General features: G+C 29.7%; 21 protein-coding genes and 1 riboswitch. Of the genes, 3 read left to right on the plus strand and 18 right to left on the minus strand.

From position 1 onward, the window contains the following. Positions 1 to 90: 90 nt before the first annotated feature. From guaA to gdhA, 15 genes are all read right to left on the minus strand, one after another. Positions 91 to 1,623, minus strand: a complete 1,533-nt coding sequence (gene guaA, locus K0039_RS18215; protein ID WP_228106497.1) for a glutamine-hydrolyzing GMP synthase — start codon at positions 1,621 to 1,623, stop codon at positions 91 to 93. Then, entirely contained in the window at positions 1,623 to 3,089 is a 1,467-nt protein-coding gene (gene guaB, locus K0039_RS18220; RefSeq protein WP_228106498.1) for an IMP dehydrogenase, read from the minus strand. The genes guaA and guaB overlap by 1 nt, the downstream gene beginning before the upstream one ends. A 163-nt stretch (positions 3,090 to 3,252) precedes the next feature. Next, positions 3,253 to 3,354, minus strand: a riboswitch (purine riboswitch). 303 nt (positions 3,355 to 3,657) lie between these two features. Continuing rightward, on the minus strand, positions 3,658 to 4,401 hold the full coding sequence (gene larB / locus K0039_RS18225) for a nickel pincer cofactor biosynthesis protein LarB (RefSeq protein WP_228106499.1): 744 nt from the start codon (positions 4,399 to 4,401) through the stop codon (positions 3,658 to 3,660). A 74-nt stretch (positions 4,402 to 4,475) separates the two neighbouring features. After that, on the minus strand, positions 4,476 to 6,287 hold the full coding sequence (ggt, locus tag K0039_RS18230; RefSeq protein WP_228106500.1) for a gamma-glutamyltransferase: 1,812 nt from the start codon (positions 6,285 to 6,287) through the stop codon (positions 4,476 to 4,478). A gap of 161 nt (positions 6,288 to 6,448) precedes the next feature. After that, a complete protein-coding gene (gene groL, locus K0039_RS18235; RefSeq protein ID WP_228106501.1) occupies positions 6,449 to 8,074 on the minus strand; it encodes a chaperonin GroEL in 1,626 nt (541 codons plus the stop codon). A 19-nt stretch (positions 8,075 to 8,093) separates the two neighbouring features. Further along, positions 8,094 to 8,378 carry a co-chaperone GroES gene (locus tag K0039_RS18240; protein WP_018590021.1) on the minus strand — a complete coding sequence of 95 codons (285 nt, stop codon included), beginning with the start codon at positions 8,376 to 8,378 and terminating at the stop codon, positions 8,094 to 8,096. Positions 8,379 to 8,631: 253 nt separating this feature from the next. Continuing rightward, positions 8,632 to 9,366 (minus strand): ABC transporter ATP-binding protein, encoded by a 735-nt coding sequence (locus tag K0039_RS18245; RefSeq protein ID WP_228106502.1) that lies wholly within the window; start codon positions 9,364 to 9,366, stop codon positions 8,632 to 8,634. Then, the gene (locus K0039_RS18250; RefSeq protein WP_228106503.1) at positions 9,366 to 10,148 is read right to left on the minus strand and encodes an ABC transporter permease; all 783 of its coding nucleotides are present in this window, start codon (positions 10,146 to 10,148) and stop codon (positions 9,366 to 9,368) included. Before K0039_RS18250 ends, K0039_RS18245 begins: the two co-directional genes overlap by 1 nt. Before the next feature lie 202 nt (positions 10,149 to 10,350). Continuing rightward, positions 10,351 to 11,829: a cardiolipin synthase gene (cls, locus tag K0039_RS18255; protein WP_228106504.1), complete on the minus strand. Its 1,479-nt coding sequence runs from the start codon at positions 11,827 to 11,829 to the stop codon at positions 10,351 to 10,353. A gap of 25 nt (positions 11,830 to 11,854) precedes the next feature. Further along, positions 11,855 to 12,733, minus strand: coding sequence for a DNA-3-methyladenine glycosylase family protein (locus tag K0039_RS18260; RefSeq protein ID WP_228106505.1), 879 nt, complete (start codon positions 12,731 to 12,733; stop codon positions 11,855 to 11,857). A gap of 189 nt (positions 12,734 to 12,922) precedes the next feature. After that, a complete protein-coding gene (gene pyrE / locus K0039_RS18265; RefSeq protein ID WP_228106506.1) occupies positions 12,923 to 13,507 on the minus strand; it encodes an orotate phosphoribosyltransferase in 585 nt (194 codons plus the stop codon). Positions 13,508 to 13,566: 59 nt separating this feature from the next. Continuing rightward, complete coding sequence (locus K0039_RS18270; protein ID WP_228106507.1) at positions 13,567 to 14,469, minus strand: dihydroorotate dehydrogenase; 903 nt, start codon at positions 14,467 to 14,469, stop codon at positions 13,567 to 13,569. Beyond that, entirely contained in the window at positions 14,462 to 15,154 is a 693-nt protein-coding gene (locus tag K0039_RS18275; RefSeq protein ID WP_228106508.1) for a dihydroorotate dehydrogenase electron transfer subunit, read from the minus strand. The genes K0039_RS18270 and K0039_RS18275 overlap by 8 nt, the downstream gene beginning before the upstream one ends. Before the next feature lie 136 nt (positions 15,155 to 15,290). Next, the gene (gene pyrB / locus K0039_RS18280; RefSeq protein ID WP_228106509.1) at positions 15,291 to 16,214 is read right to left on the minus strand and encodes an aspartate carbamoyltransferase; all 924 of its coding nucleotides are present in this window, start codon (positions 16,212 to 16,214) and stop codon (positions 15,291 to 15,293) included. A gap of 184 nt (positions 16,215 to 16,398) precedes the next feature. Beyond that, on the minus strand, positions 16,399 to 17,742 hold the full coding sequence (gdhA, locus tag K0039_RS18285; protein WP_228106510.1) for an NADP-specific glutamate dehydrogenase: 1,344 nt from the start codon (positions 17,740 to 17,742) through the stop codon (positions 16,399 to 16,401). Between the two features lie 911 nt (positions 17,743 to 18,653). Between gdhA and fdxA (K0039_RS18290) the strand changes: the two genes are divergently transcribed. Together fdxA (K0039_RS18290) and fdxA (K0039_RS18295) are read left to right on the plus strand one after the other, a co-directional pair. After that, the gene (gene fdxA, locus K0039_RS18290; protein ID WP_228106511.1) at positions 18,654 to 18,824 is read left to right on the plus strand and encodes a 4Fe-4S ferredoxin; all 171 of its coding nucleotides are present in this window, start codon (positions 18,654 to 18,656) and stop codon (positions 18,822 to 18,824) included. A 137-nt stretch (positions 18,825 to 18,961) separates the two neighbouring features. Continuing rightward, complete coding sequence (gene fdxA / locus K0039_RS18295; RefSeq protein ID WP_148489767.1) at positions 18,962 to 19,132, plus strand: 4Fe-4S ferredoxin; 171 nt, start codon at positions 18,962 to 18,964, stop codon at positions 19,130 to 19,132. Positions 19,133 to 19,195: 63 nt separating this feature from the next. On the opposite strand, the gene K0039_RS18300 is transcribed toward fdxA (K0039_RS18295), so the two are convergent. After that, complete coding sequence (locus K0039_RS18300; RefSeq protein ID WP_228106512.1) at positions 19,196 to 19,828, minus strand: redox-sensing transcriptional repressor Rex; 633 nt, start codon at positions 19,826 to 19,828, stop codon at positions 19,196 to 19,198. Positions 19,829 to 19,944: 116 nt separating this feature from the next. On the opposite strand from K0039_RS18300, the gene K0039_RS18305 reads away from it, so the two are divergent. Beyond that, positions 19,945 to 21,858 (plus strand): ABC-F family ATP-binding cassette domain-containing protein, encoded by a 1,914-nt coding sequence (locus tag K0039_RS18305; RefSeq protein WP_228106513.1) that lies wholly within the window; start codon positions 19,945 to 19,947, stop codon positions 21,856 to 21,858. A gap of 49 nt (positions 21,859 to 21,907) precedes the next feature. Here the strand turns inward: K0039_RS18305 and K0039_RS18310 are convergent, their stop codons facing one another. Further along, positions 21,908 to 22,252 carry a RidA family protein gene (locus K0039_RS18310; protein WP_228106514.1) on the minus strand — a complete coding sequence of 115 codons (345 nt, stop codon included), beginning with the start codon at positions 22,250 to 22,252 and terminating at the stop codon, positions 21,908 to 21,910. Positions 22,253 to 22,271: 19 nt separating this feature from the next. Further along, complete coding sequence (gene tsaD / locus K0039_RS18315) at positions 22,272 to 23,288, minus strand: tRNA (adenosine(37)-N6)-threonylcarbamoyltransferase complex transferase subunit TsaD (RefSeq protein ID WP_228106515.1); 1,017 nt, start codon at positions 23,286 to 23,288, stop codon at positions 22,272 to 22,274.

A 23,288-nucleotide genomic window follows, 5' to 3' on the forward strand; every position in this document is an offset into this window, starting at 1 on the left:
TTATTATTTCAATAAGTCTATAAATTAATTACAAAAAACAAAAAATAAAAAAGACAAATAACAATATGTTATTTATCTTTTTTATTTATATTATTCCCACTCTATAGTTCCTGGTGGTTTTGAAGTTATATCGTAAACTACTCTGTTTGCTCCATCAACTTCATTTACTATTCTATTTGATATTTTTTCTAATACATCATATGGCATTTTGTACCAGTCAGAAGTCATTCCGTCAGAAGATGTTACTGCTCTTAAACCTACTAAGTAAGCATAAGTTCTTTCATCTCCCATAACTCCTACAGTTTTTACATCTGGTAATGTAGCAAATGCTTGCCATATTTCTTTGTATAAACCTGCCTTTTTAAGTTCTTCCATATATATAGCATCAGCTTCTCTTAATATGTCACATCTCTCTTTTGTAACTTCACCGATAACTCTTATTCCAAGTCCTGGTCCTGGGAATGGATGTCTGAATATTAATCCTTCTTCTATTCCAAGTTCTAAACCTATTTTTCTAACTTCATCCTTGAATAATTCTCTTAATGGTTCAACTATTTGGAATTCTATATCTTCAGGTATTCCACCAACATTGTGATGAGATTTTATTGTAGCAGCTTCTCCATGTCCACTTTCTACAACGTCTGGATATATAGTTCCTTGAGCTAAGAAGTCCATTTTTCCAAGTTTATTTGATTCTTCTTCAAATACTCTTATGAACTCTTCACCTATTATTTTTCTCTTAGATTCTGGCTCTGTTACACCTTTTAATTTACCTAAGAATCTATCTTCACAGTTAACTCTTATTAAGTTCATATCAAACTTATCTCTGAATATTCTTTCTACATCGTTACCTTCATTTTTTCTAAGTAATCCATGGTCAACGAATACACAAGTTAAGTTATCTCCTATAGCTTTATGAACAAGTACTGCTGCAACTGATGAGTCAACCCCACCACTTAAAGCGCATAATACTTTTTTATCGCCTATTATTTCTTTTAATTCTTTTATCTTATCGTTTATGAATGAATCTGTAGTCCAATCTCCACTTACTTCACAAACATTATATAAGAAGTTTTTAAGTATTTTATCTCCTTCTAAACAATGTTCAACTTCTGGATGGAACTGTACTCCATAAAGATTTTTTTCTTTGTTTTCTACTGCTGCAACTGGACAATCAGCTGTATAAGCTATTACTTCAAATCCTTCTGCTACAGTATCAACTAAATCTGTGTGACTCATCCAAACTGTGTTTGTAGTCATTCCTTCTAATAATCTTGATTCTTTATATGTTATAGCTGTTTTTCCATACTCTTTTTCAGCTGTATTACCTTTTCTAACAACACCACCTAAAACATGTGACATTATCTGATGTCCGTAACATATTCCAAGTATTGGAACTCCTATTTCAAATATTTCTTTTGATATTGTTGGAGAATCTGCTAAATATGCACTATTAGGTCCTCCTGTAAATATTATCCCTTTTGGATTTTTAGCTTTTATAGTTTCTATATCTGTAGTATATGGTATTATCTCACAATATACATTATTTTCTCTTACTCTTCTTGCTATTAACTGATTGTATTGACCCCCAAAGTCAACAACTAATACTAATTCATGTTTCATTACATCATATCTCCTTGTGTACTATAGTTTGGTGCTTCTTTTGTTATTGTTATATCATGTGGATGACTTTCTTTTAAAGAAGCTGCTGTTATTTTTACAAATTGAGCTGTCTCTTGTAAGTCTTTTATTGTAGGTGCTCCACAGTAACCCATTCCAGATCTTAAGCCACCTATCATTTGGTATGTTATATCTTCTGCTTTACCTTTGTAAGCAACCATACCTTCAACACCTTCTGGAACTAATTTCTTAGCACCATCTTGGAAATATCTATCTTTTGAACCATCTTCCATAGCTGCTATAGATCCCATTCCTCTATAAGTTTTATATGATCGACCTCTGTAAAGAACTGTTTCTCCTGGACTCTCGTCAGTTCCTGCAAATAAAGAACCCATCATACAAACATTTGCTCCAGCAGCTAAAGCTTTAACCACATCGCCAGAATATTTAATACCACCATCCGCTATTACTGGTATACCATATTTAGCAGCAGCTTTTGCACAATCCATAACTGCTGTTACTTGTGGAACTCCTATACCAGCAACTACTCTTGTAGTACATATTGATCCTGGTCCCATACCTATTTTCACACAATCAGCTCCAGCTTTTATTAAGTCTTCACAACCTTGAGCTGTAGCTACGTTTCCTGCTATTACTTGTAAGTCTGGATATACTGATTTTATTTTTTGTACCGCTTCTATAACACCCTTTGAGTGTCCATGTGCACTATCTAAAACTATAGCATCTACTTTTGCTTCATATAATGCTTTTACTCTATCTAATACATCTCCAGTTATACCAACTGCTGCACCACATAAAAGTCTTCCTTTTTTATCTTTTGCAGAGTTTGGATATTGAATTTTCTTTTCTATATCTTTTATTGTTATTAAACCTTTTAAATGATTATCTTCATCTACTATTGGTAATTTTTCGATTTTATGTTGTTTAAGAATTTGTTCAGCTTCTCCTAAAGTAACCCCTTCTCTAGCCGTTACTAGATTATCTTTAGTCATAGCATCTTCTATTTTTTTAGACATATCTTTTTCAAACTTAATATCTCTGTTTGTTATTATTCCAATAAGTTTTTTATCTTCGTCTATTATTGGAACTCCTGATATTCTAAATTTTCCCATTATATTGTCAGCATCTTGAATTGTATGGTCTTTTGTTAAGTAAAATGGATCCACAATTACTCCACTTTCGCTTCTCTTTACTCTATCTACTTCTGAAGCTTGCTCTGCAATAGACATATTTTTATGAATTATACCCATACCACCTTGTCTTGCCATAGATATTGCCATTTTTGACTCTGTAACAGTATCCATTCCAGCACTCATTAAAGGTATATTTAATTGTATCGTCTTAGTTAAGTACGTTTGTGTATTTATCTCTTTTGGTAATATTTCAGATCTTTGAGGTATTAATAAAACATCATCAAAAGTTAATCCTTCTTTTATTATTGTAGCCATACTAATCTCCTTTCAATTTAACCCATTTTATATTTGAACATTTAATTTTTTATAAAAAAAAACCTGTATAGCTTCCATCTTTTTACTAAAAAGTGAAATCACTATACAGGTTTGAATATATGACTTAAAACTGCCTATTATTAAGCAGCTAATATATCCAAATATATATAATAATTTCACCCATAGCCAAGATTTTTACGGTTTCTCGGTAGAAACTCTCAGACCATATTTCTGAGTATATACGAGTGATTTTGTTTTAAAAATTTTCGTTATTCGCTTTATGTTTGAATAATAATTTACCAAAATAATTCGCTTGTGTCAACAAATTTTTACGATTTTCTTTATTAACCATTATATTTATTCTCATATAAGCTTCTTTAGTTAACATATTGGAATTAATTACTATAATTCTTTATATGAGAAATTATATTTTCACTTTATTTAATTTACTATTATAATATTATTACTTAATTTTTATATTAACAAAAACATATTTTTTGGATTAGAACTTTTATATAAAATTTGTTTTTCCATATATATTTTTTACTTATTTAAGTAATAACAATTATTATTTTAATTTATTAATAGTAGATGCCAAATAACCAGCCCCGAATCCGTTATCTATATTTACTACAGATATACCTGAAGCACAACTATTTAGCATAGCTAAAAGTGGAGCTAGTCCATCAAAATTCGCACCATACCCAACTGATGTAGGCACTGCAATAACTGGTACATCTACTAAACCTCCTATTACACTAGGAAGAGCACCTTCCATACCTGCTACTGCCACAATTACCCTAGCATTTTCAATCATATGTCTATTAGCTAATAACCTATGAATTCCAGCAACTCCTACATCATATAATCTTTCAACTTTATTTCCACAGAATAAGGCTGTATAGTATGCTTCATTTGCCACAGGTATGTCAGATGTACCTCCTGTAACAATTAAAATAGTTCCCTTACCTTGATCTTTTATTTCTTCATTTTTTATTCTTAATATTTTTGATAATTCATCATATTCTGCATTAGGATATAGTTTAAGAATTTTATCATAAGTAGTTTTTTCACATCTTGTTCCAAGAATGTTACTACCTTTCTCGTTCATCCTCTCTATAATCCCTAAAATATGATCATCACTTTTCCCCTTACAATATATTACTTCTGGATATCCATTTCTTATACTCCTATGATGATCAATATGAGCATATCCTATATCTTCAAAAGGCAAATCTTTTAATTTCTCTAAAGCATCTTCTATTTCTATGTTGCTATTTTTAACATCATTTAATAATTTTTCTAAGTCCATAATTCCCCTCTTTTGCTCTTATTTTATTTATATATAATTATACCTTAATATTTTATTTAAAACACAACTATTTATTAATTACCTAGAGCTTTTCCATCTCTCCTAGAATCTGCTCCACCTATTAGCTTTCCATCTTTGTATTGTACTCCTTGCACCCCACCAAAGTGTTTATCGTAACCTTCTTCATATTTTTCAGTCTTATGACCCATGGATTTAAGTTTATTTATAGTTTTACCACTTATTCCACCTTCATAAATAATTTTGTCATTAGTATTATCATACATTCTATAAGTATCTATAGCCTCTTGTATATCCATATCATAGTCTATAACATTACTAATAACTTCGGTTACAGTAGGAATAATTCTAGATCCTCCAGGGGAGCCAATAACCATAAAAGGTGTATTATCTTCATTTAATAATATTGTTGGACTCATAGAGCTTAAAGGTCTCTTTCCACTATCAACACAGTTTGGCGAGTCTGACTCTGGAGAAAAATCACTTATCTCATTATTTAATACAAAACCATAGTCATTTACTGCTAATCCAGATCCGAATGTCCAATTTATAGTCTGAGTTACAGCAACCATATTGCCTTCTTTGTCTGCTACCGAATAATGCGTTGTATCTTCATGTTCATAAATCCATGGATCATCAGCTGTATATTCTTGTGAATAGTTTATATCAATTTTATTAGCTAAAACTTTAGCATAGTCTTTATTTAATAAACCAATAATAGGTATATCAACATACTTTGGATCTCCAGCATATTTCGTTCTATCTTCATAGACCAATTTAAATACTTCCGACAATAAATGATATCTTTCTGGTGAATATACTCCATACTTAGAAATATCAAAATTCTCTAGTATATTTAAAGATTGAATAACATGAGTTCCACCAGATGATGGTAGAGGTGATGAAATAATAGTTTTTCCTCTATAACTACCTTGTATAGGCTCCATTTCTTCTACCTCATAGTTTTCTAGGTCTTCTAGTGTAATTATTCCACCATATTCTTTTGCTGTATCAACTATAGATTTAGCTATATCTCCTTCATAAAATGCCTTCTTCCCATCTTTAGATATTCTTTTTAAAGTATTAGCTAAATCTTCATTTTTATATAAATCGCCAACATTATAATAAGCTCCTTTTTTATTAAGAATTAAAGTTTTTAACCTTGGATATTTATTAATCATCTCCTGTACACTTTTCATATCTTTTAGAAGTGTTGGAGTTACATAGAATCCATTTTGAGCTAAATTAATGGCCGGTGTCATAACTTCTTCTAATGTAAGATTTCCAGATCCATATTTTTCAAAAGCATATATTAATCCAGCTACCTGTCCTGGTACTGCTACGGACTTTCCTCCACTTTCATTTTCATCATTAATTACTTTTCCTTTAGAATCAAGGTTCCACATATCTGGATTTGCTGCTGATGGTGCAGTCTCTCTAAAATCTATGTATACATTTTTTCCCTCTTTATTTCTTATAAGCATACATCCACCACCTGCTATCCCTGTAGCATTTGGCTCTACAACGCATAAAGCAAATCCTGTGGCAATGGCAGCATCAACTGCATTCCCTCCTGATTTAATAACTTCTAATCCAGCTTGAGATGCCTCATATTTTCCTGATGAAACTACAGCATTTTCTCCTGTATCACTTCTTCCCTCTTTAGTTAAATGATTTTCATCATCCCACAGCTCCCATCCCTTATTATCCGATACTTTACCTGTAGATGGTTTTTCTATTTTTTCTATTTGTATTTCATTAGTATTAATTTTATTTTTTTTAATTTCATTATTATTGCAACCTGTAACAAATGTTACAACAGTAATTATACATAACATTATCACAAAAATTTTTTTATGTTTTATCATAATTTCCTCCTATATGTAATTCTACGAAAAACTGCTTGATAATTTTTGTATAAAAACATATTTTATCATATTATTTGAGAAATTTAAAATAATCATTCTATAAACGCAAAAAAGAGAGAACCCTATGAGTTCCCTCCTTTTATTTTAAAATTTTTATTATATTACATCATCCCTGGCATTCCTGCTCCCATAGGTGCAGCTTTGTCTTCTTTTTCTGGAATATCTGCAACAGCGGCTTCTGTTGTTAAGAATACCCCTGCTATAGATGCTGCATTTTGAAGAGCACTTCTAGTAACCTTAGTTGGGTCAACTATACCAGCTTCTATCATGTTTACATATTTTTCGTTTAATGCATCAAATCCTATTTCTGGATCTTCTGCTATTACATTTTGAACTATTACTGCACCTTCAAGACCTGCATTTATAGCTATTTGTCTTAATGGTTCTTCCAATGCTTTTCTTACTATCTTGGCTCCTAGTTTTTCTTCTCCTTCAAGAGTTTCAACTAATTTATCTAAAACTGGTATTGTACTAACTAATGCAGCACCACCACCAGCAACTATACCTTCCTCAACAGCAGCTCTAGTTGCATTTAAAGCATCTTCTATTCTTAATTTCTTTTCTTTCATTTCTACTTCTGTAGCTGCACCAACTTTAACTACTGCTACTCCACCAGATAACTTAGCTAATCTTTCTAATAATTTTTCTTTATCAAAATCAGAAGTTGTAACTTCTACTAAATGTTTTATTTGATTAACTCTATTTTGTATATCTTCTTTTTCTCCATGACCACCAACTATAGTAGTGCTATCTTTTACCACTTTAACTGAAGAAGCTCTACCTAACATTCCTAAATCAGCTTCTTTTAAGTCATATCCTACTTCCTCTGATATTACAACACCACCAGTAAGAACTGCTATATCTTGAAGCATTTCTTTTCTTCTATCACCAAATCCTGGAGCCTTTACAGCAACTATTTCACAAACTCCTCTTAGTTTGTTAAGAACTAAAGTTGATAAAGCTTCACCTTCAACATCTTCTGCTATTATTAATAATCTCTTACCTTGCTCAACTATTTGATTTAATATTGGCAATAATTCTTGTATGTTAGATATCTTTTTATCAGTTATTAATATATAAGGATCATTTAAGACTGCTTCCATTTTATCAACATCTGTAACCATGTAAGCAGAAACAAATCCTCTGTCAAATTGCATACCTTCAACAGTTTCTAATTCTGTATTCATAGTCTTAGATTCTTCTACAGTTATAACTCCTTCTTTTCCTACTACTTTCATAGCCTCAGCTATTAATTTACCTATTTCATCATCTCCTGAAGATACTGCACCAACTTGAGCTATTTCTTCTTGAGTTTCTATTATTCTTGATTGTTTCTTTAATTCCTCAACTGAAATTTCTACTGCTTTTTGTATACCTTTTCTAAGTATTATTGGATTAGTTCCAGCAGTAACATTTTTTAAACCTTCTCTTATTATCGCTTGTGCTAAAACTGTAGCAGTAGTTGTACCGTCTCCTGCCACATCATTAGTCTTAGTTGCAACTTGCTTAACAAGTTGTGCACCCATATTTTCAAATCTATCTTCTAATTCTATTTCTTTTGCTATAGTAACACCATCATTAGTTATTAGAGGTACTCCAAACATTTTGTCTAATATAACATTTCTTCCTTTTGGTCCAAGAGTCACCTTAACTGTATCAGCTAATTTGTTTACACCAGTTTCTAATGCTTTTCTTGTATCTTGCGCAAATCTAATATCCTTTGCCATTTTCATACCCTCCTAATTTTTACTCAATAACAGCTAATATATCGCTTTGTCTTAAGATTATGTATTCTTCTGAGTCTATTTTAACTTCATTTCCTGCATATTTTGAGTATATTACTTTATCTCCAACTTCAACTTCCATTTTAACTTCGCTTCCATCTACGAAACCTCCTGGCCCAACTTCTATAACTTGTGCCATTTGTGGTTGTTCTTTTGCTGAACCTGGTAAGATAATACCACTTGCAGTTTTCTCTTCGGCTTCAACTTTTTTGATTACTACTCTGTCTGCTAAAGGTCTTATTTTCATAATTTATCCCTCCTAAAATAGAATTATATTATTAAATTTAATTATTATTAATTTTTTTATCACTCTATATCTTAGAGTGCTAACAAGATAATAATAAACCATTTTCATAAAATTTTCAACTTATTTTTGAACCTTTGTTTCTATATAAATATTTATCATTACACTTTGTTTTTATACCACATTATTGAAAATTTAAAATATTTTATAGTATAAAAAAAGCTTACACTTTCTATATTAGAAAGGGTAAACTTAATTACTTCATAAATTCTGTATACTGGTCAAGAACCTCCTTAGGTTCTCCCATCATTTTAATTACACCATCGTGCATCCACATTACAGTATCACAAAGTTCATTTAAGGTAGAAATATTATGAGAAACTATAACTACTGTTCTCTTTCTATCAGAAATAAGATTTTTCATTTTTGCATAACTTTTCTTTTTAAATTTTTGATCTCCTACACTTAGTACTTCATCAATAAGCATTATATCTGTTTCTAATATAGCTGTGATGGAAAAAGCTAACTTTGAAAACATACCACTCGAATATGTTTTTACAGGCATATCTATGAATTTACCAAGCTCTGCAAATTCTATTATTTCATCCATTTTACTTCTTATTTCTTCTTCTGAGAATCCAAGAAGCATTCCTGATAAAAGAATATTTTCTCTACCTGTCAAACTTTTATTAAATCCAACACCTATAGATAATAAAGATACTGATTTATTATGTAAATCTATAAACCCTTCATCTGGAGAAAATATTCCAGCTAAAGCTTTTAGCATCGTAGATTTTCCACTTCCATTTTTACCTATTATACCTAGAATTTTACCTTCTTCTAAATCAAAAGATACATTTTGTACTGCCTTAAATTCTTTAACTTTTGCTTTTTTTAATTTCAATAAATTCTTTTTTATTGAATAAGCTTTCATACTTTTATAAGTTATACTCAAATTACTTACTTTTATAGCTAATTTTCTATCCTCCATTATATCACCTTCACATAACTATTTTCATTTTTATAGATTGTTTTTACACCTATTATTGATATAATTAATCCCACTACTGTCCATATTAAAAGAACTTTTAAAGAAGGTCGTTCTCCATATAATAAGCAATTTCTAAAAGAAGATAGAGAAAATGCAATAGGATTACATTTTAATAAAATATCTGAGTAAGGTGATGCTATACGACTTTCTATAGAATAAAAAATTCCCGTCATATAAAATACTGCTCTTAGTGCTATATTTACTATATTTGCTAAATCTTCTATAAAAACGCCAAAATGAAGTAAAATTGTCATAAACCCAAAATTTACAATCCAAAGAGTTATCATTATAGGTATTACATATAGTATATTCCACGTTATTGAAACGCTGTAAACAATCATCATAAGAACTACTATTGCAAAACAAATCATCATTTTGAATCCATTAACTAACATTTTAGAGAAAATCAACACAAATTTAGGTATATAAACTTTAGATACAATAGCTTTATTAGTTTTTACCATCTTAACACTATTTTTCATATTTCTATTAAAAAAATCCCAAGCCATTATACCTATAAAAATAAAAATGGGAAAATTCTCTTCACTTGCATTAAAAACCACGCCAAATATAAAAGAATATATTAGCATAAAACACAATGGTTCCAATATCCACCATACCCAGTTTAAATAAGAGCTAGCTACTTCTGCTTTTAGTTCTGATTTAGCTGAATATATGGCATACTTATAATATTTTTTAAAATCATTAATAAATCTGTCCATAATATTCTCCCTTGATTCATAATACTCCTACATTTTTTACCTTTTTATTCCAAAAGTTTACTAATTCTATGTTAGCAGATTAAATAATTTCTTTCAATTATAAACTCTATTTTCTAGCAAAGATTATTTATAGTAATTTTTTCATAAAGATAAGTTGTAAGAAATTAAAAAGTATGCTATTTAATGTAAAATAACATACTTTTTATAATAAAGGAGAAAAAAGTCTTGCTATAGACTCTTTAATTTTCATAGCCGTGTTTCTATTCTCAAATTTATTTCTTTCTAATTCCTCACTATTCTCCAAATCGTCCATAAAATCTTTTTTAATTTCATTAATAATATTATCGTCATATATAAAGGCATTAACTTCAAAATTCAATTTAAAGCTTCTAAGGTCCATATTGGCAGATCCTGTAGATGCCATAAAATTGTCAATAATTATAACTTTTGAATGCAAAAATCCTTTGTTGTATAAATATACCTTTCCACCAGACTCTAATATTTCTTGGAAGTAAGAATATGATGCGATATTTACAATTTTATGGTCTGCAATTTTAGGAAATAAAATAATAAGTTCAACTCCACTTAAAGCTGCGCATTTTAAAGCTTTTAGCAAACTTTCATCTGGTATAAAGTATGGTGTTTCTATATAGATACTTTTTTTTGCCTGGCATATAGCATAAAAATAAGCATAATGCATAGACTCCCAATCTGAATCCGGACCACTAGCCACAATTTGCATCATACAGCTACCTTTATCATTTAACTTAGGAAATAAATTTTCTTTTAATAATACTTTTTTCGTATTGTAATACCAATCTGTTAAAAAAATCATCTGTAACATATAAACTGAAGTTCCTTCTATTCTTATATGAGTGTCTCTCCAGTATCCAAATTTTTTATTTTTACCTATATATTCATCACCTATATTTATTCCACCAGTGTATCCTATTTTTCCATCTATAACTACAATCTTCCTATGATTTCTATAATTAAGTTGTCCACCTATGGGTATTGTAATCTTACCTTTTAAATATGGAATTATTTCTATTCCATAAATTCGCATTTCATTGAAAAATTTTCTATGAAACCAAAACCTCCAACATCCTACATCATCATAAATTATTCTTATTTTTACACCAGCTTTAGCTTTATCTATTAGCTCTTTTTTTATTTTTTCTCCAATTTCACTGTCTTTAATTATAAAGTATTCTAAATGAATATGGTCTTTTGCATCTCGTATATCTTTTATTAAATTTTTAAATTTTTCATTTCCATCCACATAAATTTCTACATTATTATTAATAGTAAACGGAAAAATCCCTGTATTAAGCAATAAACTAACGACTCTTAAAACTCTAAAGTCTATATTTTTACTATAGGGTAGCTTTCCTTCTTTTATCATTGTACTTTGGCATTGTGCTAATTCTTTCATTTCATCCAAGTTAAATAAAAGATTTTCTTTTTTCATATTATTTGCCATTTTATAGGCTTTGTTCATTTTTATTTTTCTAATATTTCTTCCTAATGCAGCATAGGCTAATATTCCTATGACTGGAAATAACATAAAAATCAAAATCCATATTAATGTTTTTGAAGGATCTCTATTTTCTAATATAAGTTTTATAGAAATAATCACACTTAATATATAAAAGAGTACTAAAATGATTTTTAAAACCATATCATTATTTTCATCTCCTTATGTTCTATCTACCTATTCCTAATTCTCTTGCATAGTAGAATAAATATTGTTGCGAAAATCCTGCGAGATCACCAAACTTTTCTAATGCAAATTTTCTTATTTTAGGTAGACTTAAATTTTCTTCCACATAAAATTCTTCCATAACTCTTTTTACCCAAACATCCACTGGGAATGTATCGTATTTTTGCATTCCAAATAAAGCAATACAATCTGCTACCTTTGGCCCTACACCATTAAATCTAACTAATTCATTTATACATTCATCTGTATTCAATTCTCTATAAGATAAAACATCCTCATTATTTTCACTAACATAATCGACCACACTTTTTATATATTTATCTCTAAAGCCTGTTTGACATGCTCTTATATCTTCTACAGATGCTTGACTTAATTCCTCAGGTGTTGGAAAAGCATAATGTTTCTTACCTCTGTATTCTCCTACAAACTTACCATATCTTTCTGATAAGTTATTTATGGCCCTTTGAATCATCGGTATTCTATTATTTGCAGATATTATGAAAGATATAAGCATTTCCCATCCATCTTGTTGTAAAATTCTTATACCTTGTCCAAATTCTGTTGCTTTTTCTAAATATTCATCCATAATTTTTAATTCATTTTTTATTTCACTATAGTCTCTTCCTAAATCAAAATAATCAAACCATATGTTATCAAAGTCTTCTTTATTAGTATTATCAAAAATGATTAAATCATTTTCTTTTTTTACATTTATAACTCTTCCCTGTACTACACCTGTATATGAACTATCTTCTTCTTTTAACCATCTAAAACATTGGCCACAATCAAACACATGTTGTGGATCAAAATCGTCACTTATTCCTTCTAATATAATTTTATTATCTTTCTCTATAATATTCATAGTTACTTTCCTTTCCATTTGAATCTATTTATTATTATTTTTTATTTTTATCTAATCTATCCTTTAATTTTTACAATTAAGTAATTTACAATTATACCCTTTATAATATATACCTTATTTTTGTTAATTTACACATATATGAACATAAAAAATACCTAGATAATAACTTATCTAGGTATTTTTTATGAATTACATTCCTAACTCTTTAAATTCTCTACTTCCTGGCTTAACTAACTCTTCTTTTCCTTCTTTACAAAGAGGACACTCATCAGTTTCATAAACTTTTATATCTAATTTTATAGCACTGTATATTGGCATTCCTATATCTTCGCTAGTTCTGTTTGCTATACAAGCAACACCTATTACTTCTCCACCTAAAGCTTCTAAACATTTTTTTGCTTCTATTGTTGATTTACCTGTTGTAACAACATCTTCTGCTATTATTATTTTAGAACCTGGCTTAACTTCGAATCCTCTTCTAAGTTGTACTACTCCGTCTTTTCTCTCTGTAAATACTGATTCTTTTTTAAGTTGTCTTCCAAGTTCATAAGAAACTATTACTCCACCCATAGCTGGCCCAACTACTAAATCTATATCTAAATCTTTTATTTGATCAACAACTGTACTTAATACTTGTTCAGCATACTCTGGGAATCTTAGCACCTTTGCACATTGTACATATTTGTTACTATGTTTTCCTGATGATAATAAGAAATGTCCTTCTAATAATGCATCACTTTTCTTTAATATTTCAACTACATCTACTTTACTCATTTTAATACTCCTCCAATTTACCTCATTTATATTATTTCACTTTTAATCAATTTTCTATATTAAATAATTCCTCTTATTTCATCAAGAGTCTTAATTCCTTCTTGTTTCATGAATTTTTCTATTCCATCTATTATTTCAAGTCCTATTCTTGGATTTATAAAGTTTGCTGTTCCAACTTGAATACAAGAAGAGCCTGCCATTATAAATTCTATAGCATCATTTGCATTTGTTATTCCACCCATTCCCCATACTGGTATTTCTATATTTTTAGAAACTTCATTAACCATTCTAAGGGCTATTGGCTTTATCGCCGGTCCTGATAATCCTGCATATACATTTTCAAATACAGGTTGTCTTTTATTTATATCTATTGCTAAAGCTTTAAAAGTATTTACTAAAGAAACTCCATCAGCTCCTTCTTCTTCACATACCCTAGCCATACCTACTATATCTTCAGCATTTGGAGATAATTTTATTACAAGAGGTTTATCTGCAACTTTTCTAACTTCTCTAACAACTTTTCTTGCAACTTCGTTTTTTATTCCAAAAGCCATTCCTCCAGCTTTTACATTAGGACAAGATATATTTAATTCTATTACATCTATATCCTTTCCTTTTAATAATTCAGCACCTTTTATATAGTCATCTAGTGTTCCTCCACCAAGGTTAACTATTCTCACTAAATCTAAATCCGAGAAGAAAGGTAATTCTTTATCTATAAATCCTTGTACTCCTGGATTTTCTAATCCTACACTATTCATCATTCCTGATGGAGTTTCAAAAACTCTCATTCCATTATTTCCATCTTTTTGATTTAATGTAAGTCCCTTACTGCTTATTCCACCTAATTTTTCTATATCATAAATTTCATTGTATTCTTTCCCAAATCCAAAAGTTCCAGATGCCATTATTACTGGATTTTTAAAATTAAGATCCTTAAACTTTACATTTAAATTAGCCATTAAAAATCACATCCTCTCCTCTAAATACTGGGCCATCTTTACAAGTTTTCTTATTTCCAAATTTAGTTTTACATGTACATACTAAACATGCACCCACACCACATGCCATGTGATTTTCTAAAGAAACAAATAGTTTTGTATTTGTTCCTTCCACCATCTTAACTAGTTTTTCCATCATCGGTGTCGGTCCACAAGTTAATATATAATCGTATTTTTCTACATCTATTATGTCTGTTACAAATGTATTTCCTACTGCAACATTTACTTCATCGCAAACTTCATTATATTTATCTATTAATATAGGCTCATTTCTAAATCCTAAGTAGGCATCACAATTTGGAATATTTTTTGCAACTAAATAAAGTGGTGCAACTCCTATTCCGCCTCCTACTAAAGCTACTTTTCCTTCTACTTTTCCGTAGCCATTACCATAAGGTCCTTCTAATTTTATTGTCTCTTCTGGCTTTAATTTACTAAGTATTTTTGTTCCTTCTCCTACAACTTTATATAAGAAACTTATACTATTTTCATTTATATCATGAATGCTTATAGGTCTTGATAATAAAGGATAATTATCCCAAGCTCTTAACATATAAAATTGACCCATTTCACCTTTAAAATTTCCTTCTACTTCCATTAAGTACATTTCTTCCCCAATATACCCATTTCTAATTACTTTGTACATTTTTCATCCTCCATAAAATTAACTTCGCTTAAGCCACTGCGTGGGCGCTACACTTTATGTCGCCAACGCGATGCCTTCGCTACCGCTTCAGGCAACGACCTTGTTCAAAATTCACTTTTACTAAAAACTAAAATAATTAATTATTTATATCTACTCCTAGAAGCTTCATAATTAAAGCCATTCTTACATACATACCATAAGTAGCTTGATTAAAATAAACTGCTCTTTCATCATCATCCACATCTGTAGATATTTCATTTATTCTTGGTAGAGGATGTAGCACAAACATATCTTCTTTTGCATGTTCCATCTTTTCTTTATCAAGTATATAAGTATCCTTTAATCTTTCGTATTCATCACTATCAACAAATCTTTCTCTTTGAATTCTAGTCATATAAAGTAAATCTAGATTTTTTAAAGATTCTTCTAAATGTGATGTTTCGCAATATGAATTACTTTGGATTTTTTCTTTTATATATTCTGGCATTTTTAGTTCATCTGGCGATATAAAAACAAATTTATTACCTTCATATCTAGTCATTGCTTTTACTAATGAGTGAACTGTTCTTCCATATTTTAAATCACCACATAGTCCTATTGTGTGATTACTTAAAGTTCCTTTTAGGGATTTTATTGTGAGCAAATCAGTAAGGGTTTGAGTTGGGTGTTGATTTCCACCGTCTCCTGCGTTAATGAATGGTACACTCGTGTATTTAATAGCTTCTTCTGCCGCTCCTGCAACAGGATGTCTCATAACTATAAGGTCCACATATCCAGATACAACTCTCATTGTATCTCCCAATGATTCTCCTTTAGATACTGATGAAGAATTTGGTTCAGAGAAACCTATTATCTCCCCACCTAAACGTTTCATAGCAGCTTCAAAGCTTAATCTTGTTCTTGTTGATGGCTCATAAAATAAAGTAGCCATTAATTTTCCTTCACATACACGAGAATAGGCTGATGGATTTTTCATAATATCCTCAGCTAAGTTTAATATTTCATCTATTTCTTTAATAGAAAAGTCTCCTGGTTGGATTAAATTCCTTGATTTTAACATATTTTCCTCCTTTTTTAGCCTCTCTGGACTAAATTTAAAAGTATTTCATATCTCTAGTAGATTATCACTTTTACATTTTCATGTCAATATTTTTAGCAATTAAAAAACAGAAGATATTTCTATCTTCTGTTTTTCTCTTTATATTAAACTTTATACTTTTCCTAAGAAAACGTTTGTGATATTTTTATACTAAACCTTGAGCCATCATAGCATCAGCTACTTTTAGGAATCCAGCTACATTTGCACCAGCAACTAAGTTATATCCGAATCCATAAGTTTGAGAAGCATTAGCACAAGCATCATGTATTCCAACCATTATGTTTTCTAATTGAGCATATACTTGTTCTGGAGTAAATACAGTTTTACCAGAGTTTTGACCCATTTCTATACAAGAACAAGCAACTCCACCAGCATTAGCAGCTTTAGAAGGTCCTACTATAATTCCATTGTCTTGTAAGTATTTTATTGCTTCGTTAGTTGAAGACATGTTTGATCCTTCACATACGAATTTGCATCCATGAGCAACTATAGTTTTAGCATCATCTATTAATATTTCATTTTGAGTAGCACATGGTATATATAAATCAGCTTTTACTTCCCATGGTTTTTTACCAGCTACGAAAGTAGATCCTGGGAATTTATCAGCATATGGAGCACATACATTTTTACCTGAATTTCTTAATTCAAGCATATATGCAACTTTTTCTCCACTTATTCCATTTGGATCATGTATATATCCGTCTGGTCCAGATATTGTAACTAATTTAGCTCCTAATTCATTTAATTTTTGAGCAGTACCCCAAGCAACGTTACCAAATCCTGATATAGCAACTTCTTTACCTGCTAATTTTTCTCCGTTTGCTTCTAACATTGCATTTGCAAAGAATACTATTCCGTATCCAGTAGCTTCAGTTCTTCCTTGTAATCCACCGTAAGAAAGTCCTTTACCAGTTAAAACACCTTCAAACCTATTTACTAATCTTTTATATTGTCCAAACATATATCCTACTTCTCTAGCACCAACACCTAAATCCCCTGCCGGTACATCTGTTTCTGGTCCTATATGTCTATATAATTCAGTCATGTATGCTTGACAGAATCTCATTATTTCTGCATCAGATTTTCCATTTGGATCGAAGTCAGCTCCACCTTTACCTCCACCTATTGGAAGACCAGTTAAACTGTTTTTGAATATTTGCTCGAATCCTAAGAATTTTATTATTCCTGGGTAAACGTTTGGCGCAAATCTTAAACCACCTTTGTATGGTCCTATTGCACTATTGAATTGGTATCTGTATCCCTTATTTACTTGTACATTACCATTATCATCTGTCCAAACAACTCTAAATGTTATTCCTCTTTCTGGTTCTGTTAATCTTTCTAATATAGCAGCTTTTTCATACTCTGGATGTTTTTCCATTACTGGTGCTAATGAAGATAAAACTTCTTCAACTGTTTGGTGAAATTCTACTTCACCTGGATTATTTTTCTTACAAAGTTCGATACACTCTTGTACGTAATTAGACATTTTATAAAGCCCCCTTAATTAATAAGTAAATTTATTTATCATTCATGTTTGTTATTTAATTGGTAAGATTTTATACTTTCCTTACTCTCAATTGAATTGTAGCATAGTAAAATCCCTATGCGCAATTGAATTTTTGTTTAATTTATAATTTAATTTTTGTTTAATTGATGTTATATTTAACACTATTGTTTTTACTATTTTAAAGTTAAAAACTATAACTACTATTATTTTAAATATATTTATTTGTTAGATTTTTAATAAGAAGATTGTTAATTCTTACTCATTCATATGAAAATTTTAATATTGTAAAACGGCTTTATTTATGAGATATTCATAGTTTTAGGAAAACCTTATCCATATAATTTTTGCATTTCACTTTAAATACCATACCTTTCCTTAATTTTCACTAAAATAATTAAACTTACTTATCATATTCAAACTAATTATTACTTAGTTAAATTTTATTCAATATTCATATATTTAACCCGCAGGTTATTTTTCAATATTCAGACTATTTAAATTATATAATATAATAAAATTCATAATGTACATTTTTTATTTTTTGTCGAATATGTGTATAAACTATATACGTTTTTTATATTAATTATATTATTTACCCATAATTCGCTACAAATTACCTTTCATTTTATATTTTTACAGGACAAAAAATTTTAAAAAATTTTTAATTAAATTATAAAATAGTAAGTTTTAATTACAATTTAATTTAATTTTTATATAATATATGGTTTTTTAATGAGCTTTTCTTAAGATTTCCGACTTATTTATTATCCATTTAGCTCACTTATATAAACTCTTAAAAGCCCATTTTACAAGCCCAAGTTTCTGTTGTTATATTTGGTAAATTTTGCTATAATGAACTTAATTATATAAGACAAAGGAGGGGTACTAAAATGGCTTATAAAATAACTGACGATTGTATAGCTTGTGGATCTTGTACTGATGAGTGTCCAAGCGATGCTATAATATCTGGGGACGATAAATACGAAATAAATGCAGACGAATGTTTAGATTGTGGTTCTTGTGCTGATGCATGTCCAAACGATGCTATAGTATCTGAATAACATCTACATAAAAACTATTCAAGATAATAAATTATCTTGAATAGTTTTTTTTATATAGTTTTCTCATTGTACTTTTTTATCAAATTTTGTTATAATAATATTGCATTATAATTATACATAACAAGGAGGACCTATAAATGGCTTACAAAATAGGTGATGCTTGCATAAGCTGTGGCGCTTGTGCAGATGAATGTCCAGTAGAATGCATATCAGCTGGAGATGATATATACGTAATAAATCCAGATGAGTGTATCGAGTGCGGTGCATGCAATAGTGTTTGTCCAGTGGAAGCTCCACAACAAGACTAATTAAAAAAGCTATTCAAATTATATAATATAATTTGAATAGCTTTTTTTAATTTATTATCATCCTTATAAAAGATCCTCTTTCATTAAATATGATAATGTAAATAAACTTTCAGTTAAGTTAACGTTTTCTACTATTACATCCTTAGAAACATTTAAATCAAGTGGGGCAAAATTCCAAATACCTTTTACTCCTGCATTAACTAGTCTATCTGCTAACTGCTGAGCTCCGTTCTTTGGCACACACAGAATTCCGATATCTATATTGTTTTCTTTTATATATTCTTCTATAAAATCCGAATCTAATATTTCAAATTCTCTTATTTTTAATCCTATTACTTTAGGATTAGCATCAAATAGTGCCTTTATCTCGAATCCAGCATTTCTAAATCCTGCATAGTTTGCTATTGCTTGACCTAAATTTCCCGCACCTATAAGTACAGCGCTATATGACTTATCTAAACCTAAAATCTTTCCTATTTCAGTGTGTAAGTCTTCAATGTTGTACCCATATCCTTGTTGGCCAAATCCTCCAAAGTTGTTCAAATCTTGTCTAATTTGCGAAGCAGTGAATCCAATTATATCACTTAACTCTTTAGAAGAGATTCTTTGTATATCCTTTCTTAACAAATCACCCAAATATCTATAATATTTAGGCAGTCTTCTTATAACGGCCATTGAAATATTTTTATTAGCCATTAGTTCACCCCCAGTATAATTGTTTTGTTATTATTATTTTTGTGAATAGTATAACACTCTTGATTATATTATACCAAAACATTATAATTTTAGATAGTTCAAGGAGGTATAAATTTATGATTGTTTTATCGTGTAACAATTTGTATAAAAGTTTCGGAATAGATTCCATTTTAGAAAATATATGCTTTACAGTAAATGAAGGAGATAAAATTGGTATTATCGGTATAAACGGTACTGGTAAAACTACATTAATGAAAATAATATCTGGGGAATATGGATACGATGATGGAGATATATATACTTCTAAGGATTGTGAAATAGGATATTTACAACAAAATACTAATTTCCTTTCTAATAACACTATATTAGAAGAAGTTTTAGAGGTTTTCAAACCATTAATAGATATGGAAAATTATTTAAGGGAGTTGGAGCATAAAATTGCTGAAGAGGGTAGCAAAAGTAACTCTCCTATTTTAGAAAAACTTATGAATGATTATTCTCATGCTTTAGAAGATTTTGCTTCTAAAAATGGTTATGGATATAAGTCTGAAGCAAAAGGTGTTCTTAAAGGGCTAGGTTTTAAAGATGAAGATATGGACAAACCTATAAATATTTTGTCTGGTGGAGAAAAAACTAGAGTCCTTTTAGGAAAATTACTTCTTAAAAAACCTACTCTATTATTACTAGATGAACCTACAAACCACTTAGACTCTGAAGCAATAGAATGGCTAGAGTTCTTCCTTAAGCAATATAAAGGAACGGTTATGCTAATATCTCATGATAGATATTTCTTAGACCAGGTTGTTGATAGAGTGTTTGAAATTCATAACAAAAAATTAAAAACTTATAATGGTAATTACTCTAAATTTATAGAGTTATATAAAGTTGAAAAAGAACTTGAATTAAAGAAATATGAAGATCAACAAAAAGATTTAAAGAAACAAGAAGAGTCTATTGATAGATTAAAAGCCTATGGAAGAGAAAAGCATTTAAAAAGAGCACGCAGTAAAGAGAAAGCTTTAGATAAAATAGATGTTTTACATAAACCTGAAGCATATAGAAAAAAAGCTAAAATTCAATTTAATCCTTCTATATCAAGTGGAAATGATGTTCTTCATGTTGATGATTTATCCATGAGTTATGATGAAAGAGTTTTATTTAAAGGTGTAAATTTCGATATATATAGAGGAGAAAAAGTTGCGCTTATAGGTCCTAACGGTATTGGTAAATCCACATTATTTAAAATAATAATGAAAGAACTTACTCCTATTTGTGGTGATTTCAAACTTGGAACTAATGTTAATGTTTCTTACTTCCATCAGGAACAAAAAACTTTAAACTTAGATAATACTATTATTGATGAAATCTGGGATAGTAATGAGAAGCTAACTCAAACAGAAATAAGAAATATGTTGGGCTCTCTATTATTTGAAGATGAAGAAGTGTTCAAAAAAATCTCTACCTTAAGCGGTGGTGAAAGAGCCAGAATAGCTATTCTTAAATTAATATTATCTAAAGCAAATTTCTTACTACTAGATGAACCTACTAACCACTTAGATATAGATTCTAAAGAAGTTTTAGAAGAATCCCTAGAAAGTTATACAGGTACTATATTCACTATTTCTCATGACAGATACTTCTTAAATACTGTTGTGGATAAAATATTAGTCTTAGGTGAAAGTGGCATAACTGAGTATCTTGGAAATTATGATTATTATATTAATAAAAAGAGAGAATCTGAAGAAATGTCTGCCATAGTTGAAGTTGAGGAGAAAACTAAAACTCAATTAAAAGAAGAAAAAAGAAAAGAAAAAGAACAACGCGAAAAAGAAAAAAAGAATAAATATAAAATAAAAAATATTGAGCAAGAAATAGAAGATTTAGAAACTAAAATAGAAGAACTAGATAATCTTCTATGCCAAGAAGAAGTTTATTCTAATCCAGATAAATCTAAAGATGTAAGCCAGGAAAAAATCACTTTTGAAGACAAACTTTCTTCACTGTATGAAGCTTGGGAGGAATTAGTTTAAAAAAGCATGACTTCCTAACTCAAAAAAAGTCCCGAAAGGGACTTTTTTTCTATTTTACAGCTGCAACAACTGACATTTCTACTAATAATTGTTCTCTAGCCATTTTTGCTTCTACACAAGCTCTAGCTGGCTCATGTCCATCTACTATCCACTCATCGTAAACTGAGTTCATGTCAGCGAAATCTTTCATATCTTTTACATATACAGTTATAGATAATATATTTTTTTTATCTGATCCATATTGATTTAATAACTCTTCAACTTTTGCTAAAACACCAGCTGTTTGTTCTTTTATATCTCCTTCTCCACAAGTTTGTCCACATAAGTAAATTGTATTGTTAAATACAACTGCCTTACTCATTCTTCCATTTCCTTCAAACCTTTGTATACTCATATTAAGTTCCTCCTGTAAATTAAATTGTGTCTATTTTTAAATTTGGTACTGCATTTAGAGACATATCATCTCTTTTACAATTTATAAAATTATAATATCCTGCACAGCCTATCATAGCTGCATTATCTGTACATAATGATAATGCTGGATATTTAATTTCTATATCATGCTTTTTCCCCATTTGAGAAATTTTTTCTCTAAGAGCAGAGTTAGCTGCAACGCCTCCTGATAAAGCAATTGTTTTATAATTCTTTTCTAAAGCCGCTTTTATTGCTTTTGTAGCAAGAACCTCCACAACAGCTTCTTGGAAAGATGCTGCCACATCTTCCACTACAATTTCCTTATTTTTCATTTTCTGACCATTTAAGTAGTTTAGCACTGCTGATTTTAACCCGCTAAAACTAAAATCATATGAATCGTCTATATAAGCCCTAGGGAAATCTATAGCTTTTTTATTTCCTAATTTAGCAAGTTTATCAATTATTGGTCCACCTGGGTATCCTAAATTCATAGCTCTTGCTATTTTATCAAAAGCTTCTCCTGAAGCATCGTCTCTTGTTCTTCCTAGTATTTCATAACTATTATAATCTTTTACTTCTACTAAGTGAGTATGACCTCCAGATACAACTAAAGTTATAAATGGTGGCTTTAAATCTTTGTGTTCAATATAATTTGCACATATATGACCTTGCATATGATTAACACCTACAAGTGGTTTGTTTAAAGAAAATGCCAATGCTTTTGCATAAGAAAGTCCCACAAGTAAAGCTCCAACAAGTCCTGGTCCATATGTAACAGATATATGGTCTATATCTTCTAGTTCAATATTAGCTGTATCTATTGCTTCTTGGAATACAGCATCAATATTTTCTATATGTTTTCTAGAGGCTACCTCTGGTACAACTCCTCCAAATTTTTTATGTAATTCAATTTGAGTAGATACTATATTTGCTAATATTTCTCTACCATTTTTTAAGATAGCAACTGCTGTTTCATCGCAGCTACTTTCCATAGATAATGTTATTATATCCTTCAT

It is taken from the genome of Terrisporobacter mayombei (genome assembly GCF_020748465.1).
Taxonomy (GTDB): domain Bacteria; phylum Bacillota; class Clostridia; order Peptostreptococcales; family Peptostreptococcaceae; genus Terrisporobacter; species Terrisporobacter mayombei.